The following is an 8,934-nucleotide window of genomic DNA, read 5'->3' as shown; positions in this document are numbered from 1 at the left end:
CGATCTTTGCACCAAGGTATTTTGGATCGGCAGAAAGTTCCATCATTGTCTGATGTGCGACATGGTAGAGTGTATCATAAAGAAGTTTCTGGTTGCAGTACATCAAAGGATACAGTTCTTTCGGCACTGTGAACACTGTATGAAAATAAGGAACATCCAGCACATTTTCCTGTTGTTTGTCGATCCACTCATCAACTTCCATTCCCTGGCACATAGGACAGTGGCGGTTCTTACATGAATTATAATGGATATATTTTCTGTGGCAGTCTTCACATTCACTCAGATTTGCACTCATTTCGATCGTTCTGCATTTAGAGATACCTAATGCGGTCAGTTGCTGCTGTGAAGAAAAACGGTGTACTTCACTGTATTTGGGAAGGAACTGTTGAAATACATCCTGAACAGTGATCTTTTTATCCATGCAGACCACCATCCTTTTGTACTGGTCGGATGGCATCTTTTTTCTGATTCGGACGATCCAGAGGACTGCGCATCCCCATGACGGCTTTGCTGGATACGTGGATGTATATCTGTGTTGAGCTTAAAGATCTATGACCGAGCATTGACTGGACAAAGTGGATAGGGACACCCTGTTCGATCATGTGACTTGCAAATGAATGGCGAAGCATATGAGGATGAACTCTGATTCCGGCATTTCTTCCGACTGCACGGAGCATGATCTCAACACCTCTTATTTTTAATGAATCATGAGGAACATCCAAAGAAACAAACAGATGGTCCCTTTTTACCGGATAACTTTTCCAGTATTCTTTCAATAATTCCAGAGCACGTTCTGAAAGGAGTGTCCACCGATCACAGTGATTTTTGCTTTTTCTGACATAGACCTGCATTGTGCTCATATAGATATCTTCCGGACGCAGTCTTACAGTTCACCAACACGAAGTCCAGATGAATAAAGAAGAGCAATGATCGCTTTATTCCGGATGGCTGTTGCGTATGAGACATTCCTCTCTAAGTTTATCGTAATATTTTTCGTACATAAAAAACCTCCATGATGATAATGACATAAAAAAGAAGCTACCAGTTTCATGGAGGTCCTCGTAAGAAAGAAAATCTTTTGTTATTAAGATGTTTTAATGTTATTCTCTACATGGCAGTGATAAGTGATTTTGTGGTGATTTAACAATACTACTTTTTGGATCAATTATCTACTGCCTTTTTTAATTAAAAGAAAAACTGCGCCACAGCCTTGGCAGGCCATCGCACAGCGATTTAGTTCAATCGGTGTTATTTGATCTTTTTAACTTCTGTTAACGAATACAAAACTTATCAGCAAATATCATTTAACATACACACTGTGTAGTGCTTTGAATAGCGTTCCGTTGTATGAGATAGAAATAAGATAAGAACAAATATTTATAATATATCCGTGGCAACGATTAGCAGATTTTAAGTGCGTTTTTTACAAATTCGCAGTGCCCTGTGGTTGAATGTCTGACCGTAGCTGCGGGCATTTTGGCTCGTAGCGAGGGAGTTTTCAAAGGAACAGGCGCGGATCAGCGATTTGTAAAAAATGCTCTTAAAATCTGCGTGTTGCCACGGATATATTATAAATATTTGTTCTTATCTTATTTCTATCTCATACATGAAACACTATTACAAATCAGAATTTGACATTAATCATTAGTGACAAATTATAAATACTGACAACAAGATGTCACTATTGTTTCACGACAAAACTACCACATCAATTCCTTGTCAAAACCACCCATTGTATATATAATAATACGTGAAGGGGGATGATACAGAATGTCAAAGAAATCCGGATTAACAAAAAGACAGAAACTTATCATTGAGATGTTAGCAACCTTCAATGTTGACAATCCAATTACAATACAGGCAATATCAGAAAAACTGAAATTAAGTTCAAGAACCGTATTAAGAGAAATGCCACACATCAACGAATGGTTTGAGGAAAACGACTTTAAACTGGTCAAGAAACCAAGAATCGGGTTGTATGTGGATGAAGATTCAGAAACAAGAAGATTCATCAAGGAACTTGTTGATATGGATGAGAACAAACCAGTATATAGTAAAGCGGATCGGCAGACGATCATATTACTTGATCTGCTAACGATCAACGAACCACTCAAATATTTTTACTTTACATCCCTTTTTCATATTTCGGATGCAACATTAAGCAACGACCTGGAAGAGATTGAAAAGTGGCTTGATCACTATAATCTGGTTCTTTACCGCAGACCAGGGATGGGAATTTACTGGGAAGGAAAAGAAGAAGATTACCGTCAGGCAGTGACAATGGTATTAAGAAAGAGGCTGAGAGGACGTTCCTTACAAGTTTTGTTTGAGGAAGAAAAGAAGATCAAAGAACGAATGTTTCCAGATCTTACACCACAGATGTTAAGCAACACCAGAGATATTCTTGAGAGAATGCAGGAAGTTCTGGATATCCAGTATACAGATCATTCTATCAGACATTTGAGATTATATCTTCTGGTAACACAAAACAGAGTAAGATTTGGACATGAGATCAAAGAAGAAAAAGATCTGACAGCAATCATTCATTTGCCAGAATGCCAGATAGCAAACTGGATTGGTACCAAGCTAAGCAACTTTGTAGGACATCAAGTTTCCAAAGGTGAAGTATATAACATAGCGATGCAGTTGTTAGCAGCAAAGATATGGAAGAATAACAGTGAAAACAAGATCGATGAAGAAAGTTTTAAAGTCAGACAGCTGGTCATGAGGATCATTGTGGAGATGGAAAAACTTTTGGAAATGGAATTTTTTGAAAATACAGTATTGATCGATGGTTTGTGTAATCATATGAAGCCAGCGATCAATCGAATGAAACAAGGTGTATTTACAGAAAACCAGTACATCGATATGTTGGAAGAAAAATATTCCAAAATCTATAAAGCAACGATCAAAGCGTGTGATTTCTTAAAAGAAGAACTACATATTGAAAAACTCCCAGAAGGAGAGTTAGGATTTATTGCTTTATATTTCTGCGTAGCGATCGAGCAGCAAAAAGACGAAGAAGAAAAATTATCAGTCTATGTTGCCTGCCCACATGGAATGGGAACATCACATATGTTAGCAGTTCATCTGAAAAAAGAATTTCCGCAGCTGATGGTACAAAAGATCATTTCCACAGCGGATATCAAGGAAGAAGAACTTATTAAAGAAGGAATTGATTTTATCATTTCCACAGCAAAATTAAATCTGACATTTCCAAATGTCTATGTGAACTCCATTTTAACAGAGACAGATAAGAAAATGATCAGTGCCATGATCAAAAATGTTGACAAGAAGAAAAAACTGAATCCGGCAAAGGCTGTAAAGCCAGTAAAAAGAGTCGGAAGAGAAGACATCGAGTATATGACACTTCTTGGACAGGAGATCTTACAGGTTTTAGACAATATTAAAATATCAACAGGTGAAAACATTAAGAACAAGGAACAATTGATCGATTACACCGGAGGATTATTTGCAAGAAATGATTCGATGGCAGCAGAGATCACCTTTGCATTAAACAAACGCGAGAATATCGCAAGCACATTTATTCCGAGTATGAATGTATTATTTTTACATTGTGAAACGAAAGGTGTCAGACATTGCAGATTCGGATTTGTTTATTTAAAAGATGAGATCATCGAAAATGGACAGCCGATCAAGGGAGCGATCCTGATGCTTGTTCCACAGGGAGATGTAAGTAAGGCCTACCGTGAAGTTATGAGTGAAATAAGCGGGGCATTAGCCGAGAAAGACCAGATCATCACCTATTTATTCGAGAAAAACAGAAATGCAGTCGAGGCAGAACTTGAAATAAGCCTTGGCAACTATTACGAAAATAAAATGAAGAGAAGATAAAAACAAAAGGAGGATATTGTAAATGAAAAATGGATTACAAAAATTCGGTAAATTTTTAAGTGCAATGGTAATGCCTAATATCGGAGCATTCATTGCATGGGGATTCATTACAGCATTATTTATCGCAGATGGATGGATTCCAAATGCGAAGTTAGCATCAATTCAGCCATACATGTTAACATTCTTATTACCAATGCTAATCGCCTACACAGGTGGTAAACAGGTCGGTGGAGACCGTGGAGGAGTTATGGGTGCAATCGCAGTCATGGGTTGTATCGCCGGAGTTGGTGGATTTGATGGACAGCCAATGTTAATGGGAGCCATGGTAATGGGACCATTTGCAGGATGGGTCATCAAGAAATTTGATAAAGCAATGGACGGACATATGCCAGCCGGATTTGAGATGTTGATCAATAACTTCTCTGTTGGTATTTTAGGAATGATCGTAGCGATCATTGGATACTTTATCATTGGACCATTTATGTCAACCGTATTAGCAGTGTTAACAGCAGGAGTTAACGTACTTGTAAAAGCAAAATTAATACCTTTAGCAGCAATCTTTATCGAACCTGCCAAAGTATTATTCTTAAATAACGCGATCAACCATGGTATCTTTACACCAATTGGTATTGAACAGGCAAAAGAAGCTGGTAAATCTATCATGTATATGTTAGAGGCAAACCCAGGACCAGGACTTGGAGTATTATTAGCATATGCAATATTCTCTAAAGACAAAGTAACAAAATCATCTGCACCAGGTGCGATCATCATTCATTTCTTCGGTGGTATTCATGAGATTTACTTCCCATATATCCTGATGAACCCAATCGTGATCATCGCTCCGATCGTTGGTAACATTTGTGCGATCACATTCTTCACATTTACAAAATGCGGACTTATTGGACCATCTTCACCAGGATCAATCATCGCTTATTTATCAATGTCACCAAAGAGCCAGATTCCATTAACGATCTTAGGTGTACTGATCGCAACTGTAGTATCATTCTTGATCGCATCACCTATCATTCGTATGTCAGATGGTAAGAGTCTTGAAGATGCACAGGACGATATGGCAGCAAAGAAAGCAGAATCTAAAGGAATCACAGTTGACCCAGGAGAGAAGAAAGACGCAGATAAAGTTAAGAAGATCGTATTTGCATGTGACGCAGGAATGGGATCTTCCGCAATGGGAGCTACGAAATTCAGAAACCGTGTGAAAGCACAGAGACCAGATCTTACAGTTATCAATACATCTGTAGATAATATTCCAGCAGATTGTGATATCGCAGTTGTTCAGGCAGTTTTAGCAGACAGAGCTAGAAAATCTGCACCACAGGCACAGTTAGTAATTATCAATAACTTCTTACAGGATCCAAACTTAGACGGATTATATGAACAGATGACAGCAAAAGTAGATCCAGCCGTTCAGACAGCAGCAGCTGTTGAAGAAAAGGCAGAAACACCAGTTGCTACAGGAAATTCAAAAATCCTTGTAGAAGAAGGAATCAAAACAGGATTAAAACCAGTCGACAAATTTGAAGCGATCAAAGCAGCAGGAAAACTGTTAAATGAACTTGGATACGTTGAAGAAGGTTATATCGATGCCATGGTAAAACGTGAGCAGACAGTGACAACATACATGGGATTAGGTGTAGCAATTCCTCATGGAACAGGTGACGCTAAGAAAAATGTACAGAAAACTGGTATCGTAATGCTTCAGTATCCAGAAGGTGTAGACTTTGATGGTGAAAAAGCACAGTTAGTATTCGGTATCGCTGGAATCGGTGATGAACATCTTGGATTATTAGCTAAGATTTCAGAGATCATCGAAGATCCAGAAAGACTGGAACAGTTAAAAACAACAGAAAACGTTGACGAAATCATGGAAATGTTTAAATAAGATTTAAGCAGACAAGGTCAATTTAATAAGCGGGGAATCATTCTCGCTTATTAAATACCTAAAATATATACTTATAGATTTTAATTTTAGGAGTGAAGAAAATGAAGAAAGCAATTCAGTTTGGAGCAGGAAATATTGGACGTGGATTTATCGGTGGACTATTAAGTGAAGCAGGATATCATGTTGTATTTGCAGATGTAAACCAGGAAATCGTTGATAAGATCAATGAAGACAAAAAATATACAATTTATGTAAAAGATGTAGAAAGTAAAGAAATCGTGATCACAGACATCAGTGCAGTAAATTCAACAAAACCTGAACTGATCGATGAGATCAAAGAAGCTGAAATCATTACAACAGCTGTTGGAGTAAGAATTCTTCCAATTATTGCTCCATCTATTGCAGAAGGAATCAAAGCAAGAAAAGAAAATGGTTCTGAAAAGTACTTAAATATCATCGCTTGTGAAAACGCAATCAAAGCAAGTTCTCAGTTAAAAGAAGCTGTTTATGGGAACTTAAATGACGAAGAAAAAGCATACGCAGACAAATATGTTGGATTCCCAGACTGCTCCGTAGATAGAATCGTACCTCCAGTACGTTTAGATAATCCAATCGACGTAGTCGTAGAAAACTACTATGAGTGGAATGTAGAAGAAGCATCCTTTAAGGGAGCGGTTCCTCAGATCAATGGAATGAACCTTGCAGATAACTTAATGGCATACATTGAAAGAAAATTATTTACATTAAATACAGGACACTGCATCACAGCATATCTTGGAAACTACAAAGGATACAAGACGATCGATGAAAGTATCGCAGACGATGAAATCTTTAAGACAGTGAAAAAAGCAATGCAGCAGAGTGGTATGGCATTAGTCAACAAATATGGATTTGACAAAGATGCTCACTTTAAATATATCGACAAGATCTTAAATCGTTTCAAAAACCCATACCTTGTAGATGATACAGCTCGTGTAGGAAGAGAACCATTAAGAAAATTAAGTGCAACAGACCGTTTAACAAAACCAACCATGACAGCATTAGAATATGATCTTCCAGTTGATGCGTTGTTAGCAGGAATGGCAGCAGCATTAAAATATGACAATGCAGAAGATCCACAGAGCGTAGAATTACAGGATAAGATCAAAGCAAATGGAGCAAAAGCTGCATTAAAAGAAGTATCTGGAATCACAGATGAAAAGATCTTAGATGATGTCGTAGCAATTTACGAAGCAATGTAATCAAAATAATATCAATGAAAATTAACCAAAAGTTAAAGTAAACAACCTTTTCTCTTAATCATATAATTTATATATGGAAAGACGGCCGGTAAATTTCCGGCCGCCTTTTTACGTGATAAGAAAGTATCATAACGTAGTGACATAGGAAATAAGACGGGCATATGGAACATAATACAAAAAATCACAAGAACAACACCAATGGCAAGAAAAAATCGAAGAGTTATTACAAAATATGAAATATGGCAATATTACGATCATTGTTCAGGATGGAAAGATCATTCAGATTGATAAGACAGAGAAACATAGAATATAGATTAAGGAAAATACTGTATTATTGCGTAAAAATCCGCTACAATAGAATTAAAAAGACAGGTGCTTTATATTATACAAAGAGTTAAGAAAAATTTCTGCAGGATTCCAACATTTTTTGATTAAAATAAAAGAAATATATGGAGATGTCTATACAGTAGTGATATATACTACAAAAGTGTCAAGAAGTGATTTCTTGACACTTTTTTCTTGCATGCTATACTCCAGAATAAGAGGTGATCGTATGGATAAGGATTATAGACAAGAAATATTTGAGATTTTTGGAACAAATGATATAGAAGAATTAAAAAAAATTGCAAAATCTATAGATGTTTATAAAGCGAAGGCCATGAGCAAGACAGGCAGAAAAAACTCATTCACAATAGAACAAATTACAAAGATCATGGCACTAAAAGAAAAAGGAACAAAGATAACACATATAGCAGAAGAATATCAGGTTTCAAGACAGACTATTTATACACAGATTAAGAAGGCACATCGGTTTAGCAATGATCCAGATGTTAAAATGAGAATGAATTATATGAACCGAGATAATTTATGCACTACAATTGATATTGATTTCAAACATGAAAAAATCTGGATTCAGAATTATACAAAACAGATACCACTTCGTGCATTTGGTGTTGTAGAGAGACCCGATTGGAAGGATTTTGAAATTTTTTTAGAGGATCGCTGTTTCCCAAGGACAAGAGATCATGCGAAAGATATATTAAGAGATATGGGAGTACCATTTTATGATCCTTTATTGATCATAGAGAAAACAAAAGGACGAATGGAAGGTGACCACCAGTGGATTATGATTCTGAAAAAGGAGGGTTAAATGTATGAAAAATATAAATCTTGATGCATATACACCACTCGAGACAGCGGACCATACATCCAAAGGCGATCAACGTAAGTGGAGGATGAATGATATATGGTATAAGGCAGATTACATGGGATATGAAAGCTTATCAGAAGTATTGATTTCTGCACTTCTTCAAAATAATACCATTAGAAAAGCTTTATCGTCAGTATACGGGAGATAGTTTATCCGTAAAACTTGCAGAATTCATAGAAACATCAGAACGTATACAATTTTTAGTAGATGAAATTCAGAAGATTACGGGAATTAAAGATTTTGGTAGATATTTTACTGCAATGTTAGAAATAGATGCATTCTTCTTAAATGAAGATCGACATACAAGTAGATGAAGCAGAAAAATTATATGGCGTACAATTGCAATTTGAATTTAATATAAAAGATATTAAAAAAGAACTGGATCAAATAAGAAAATTTTATCCGGCAGAAGTAAGTAATCGAGTGGAAGAATTGATGAGAATACAGATTAGAAAATATGGATATTTGATTAAATAAGATAACGAAATAGCTTGGAAGCAGTTTTGTATGGTAAATTCACAAAGCTGCTTCTAATTCATTAAGTACAATTATTCACAAATTCCACAAACCCGACAAATTTCATAAGTCCAACATTTTTCTGCGGAAGAAACAATTCTTTTTTCCAGTAATAAAAGGATAAAAGAAAGGAAGCATCATCACTGTAACCGCCTTCAGAGATGAGACAATGGATATGAGGATTCCATTTAAGATCCCTGCCGAAAGTATGC

9 protein-coding genes and 1 pseudogene are annotated in these 8,934 nt (G+C 36.4%); 7 read left to right on the top strand and 3 right to left on the bottom strand.

What is annotated here, in order from left to right:
* Positions 1-421 (bottom strand): IS91 family transposase (locus OCV53_RS10275; protein ID WP_172674564.1); only part of this gene is annotated, 421 nt, incomplete at its 3' end.
* On the bottom strand, positions 414-881 hold the full coding sequence (locus OCV53_RS10270; RefSeq protein ID WP_262568805.1) for a tyrosine-type recombinase/integrase: 468 nt from the start codon (positions 879-881) through the stop codon (positions 414-416). The genes OCV53_RS10275 and OCV53_RS10270, both read right to left, overlap by 8 nt.
* Positions 882-1,770: 889 nt before the next feature.
* Here OCV53_RS10270 and OCV53_RS10265 point away from each other — a divergent pair.
* The 7 genes from OCV53_RS10265 to OCV53_RS10235 all read left to right on the top strand — a co-directional run bounded on the left by OCV53_RS10265 (position 1,771) and on the right by OCV53_RS10235 (position 8,683).
* Positions 1,771-3,855, top strand: coding sequence for a BglG family transcription antiterminator (locus tag OCV53_RS10265; protein WP_055198131.1), 2,085 nt, complete (start codon positions 1,771-1,773; stop codon positions 3,853-3,855).
* A gap of 22 nt (positions 3,856-3,877) precedes the next feature.
* Positions 3,878-5,755, top strand: a complete 1,878-nt coding sequence (locus OCV53_RS10260) for a PTS mannitol transporter subunit IICBA (protein WP_055198129.1) — start codon at positions 3,878-3,880, stop codon at positions 5,753-5,755.
* A 101-nt stretch (positions 5,756-5,856) separates the two neighbouring features.
* Positions 5,857-6,996: a mannitol-1-phosphate 5-dehydrogenase gene (locus OCV53_RS10255; protein WP_055198126.1), complete on the top strand. Its 1,140-nt coding sequence runs from the start codon at positions 5,857-5,859 to the stop codon at positions 6,994-6,996.
* Positions 6,997-7,207: 211 nt separating this feature from the next.
* Entirely contained in the window at positions 7,208-7,309 is a 102-nt protein-coding gene (locus OCV53_RS12490) for a YezD family protein (protein ID WP_262568804.1), read from the top strand.
* Between the two features lie 240 nt (positions 7,310-7,549).
* On the top strand, positions 7,550-8,146 hold the full coding sequence (locus OCV53_RS10245) for a helix-turn-helix domain-containing protein (RefSeq protein ID WP_055198124.1): 597 nt from the start codon (positions 7,550-7,552) through the stop codon (positions 8,144-8,146).
* Between the two features lie 4 nt (positions 8,147-8,150).
* Complete coding sequence (locus OCV53_RS10240; protein ID WP_055198122.1) at positions 8,151-8,354, top strand: hypothetical protein; 204 nt, start codon at positions 8,151-8,153, stop codon at positions 8,352-8,354.
* Between the two features lie 140 nt (positions 8,355-8,494).
* Positions 8,495-8,683 (top strand): hypothetical protein, encoded by a 189-nt coding sequence (locus OCV53_RS10235; protein ID WP_055198120.1) that lies wholly within the window; start codon positions 8,495-8,497, stop codon positions 8,681-8,683.
* Positions 8,684-8,855: 172 nt separating this feature from the next.
* On the opposite strand, the pseudogene OCV53_RS12615 reads toward OCV53_RS10235, so the two are convergent.
* Positions 8,856-8,934, bottom strand: a pseudogene (locus tag OCV53_RS12615) (transposase); the annotation flags it as partial.

Source organism: Anaerostipes amylophilus, from assembly GCF_025567365.1.
GTDB lineage: Bacteria > Bacillota > Clostridia > Lachnospirales > Lachnospiraceae > Anaerostipes > Anaerostipes amylophilus.
The sequence above is the reverse complement of the archived record's forward strand: the minus strand, read 5'-3'. Positions and strand labels throughout refer to the sequence as shown.

Coding starts and splice junctions, on each gene's coding strand:
- OCV53_RS10265 (WP_055198131.1), top strand. CDS start 1,771: ATGTCAAAGAAATCCGGATTAACAAAAAGACAGAAACTTATCATTGAG.
- OCV53_RS10260 (WP_055198129.1), top strand. CDS start 3,878: ATGAAAAATGGATTACAAAAATTCGGTAAATTTTTAAGTGCAATGGTA.
- OCV53_RS10255 (WP_055198126.1), top strand. CDS start 5,857: ATGAAGAAAGCAATTCAGTTTGGAGCAGGAAATATTGGACGTGGATTT.
- OCV53_RS10245 (WP_055198124.1), top strand. CDS start 7,550: ATGGATAAGGATTATAGACAAGAAATATTTGAGATTTTTGGAACAAAT.
- OCV53_RS10240 (WP_055198122.1), top strand. CDS start 8,151: ATGAAAAATATAAATCTTGATGCATATACACCACTCGAGACAGCGGAC.
- OCV53_RS10235 (WP_055198120.1), top strand. CDS start 8,495: ATGAAGATCGACATACAAGTAGATGAAGCAGAAAAATTATATGGCGTA.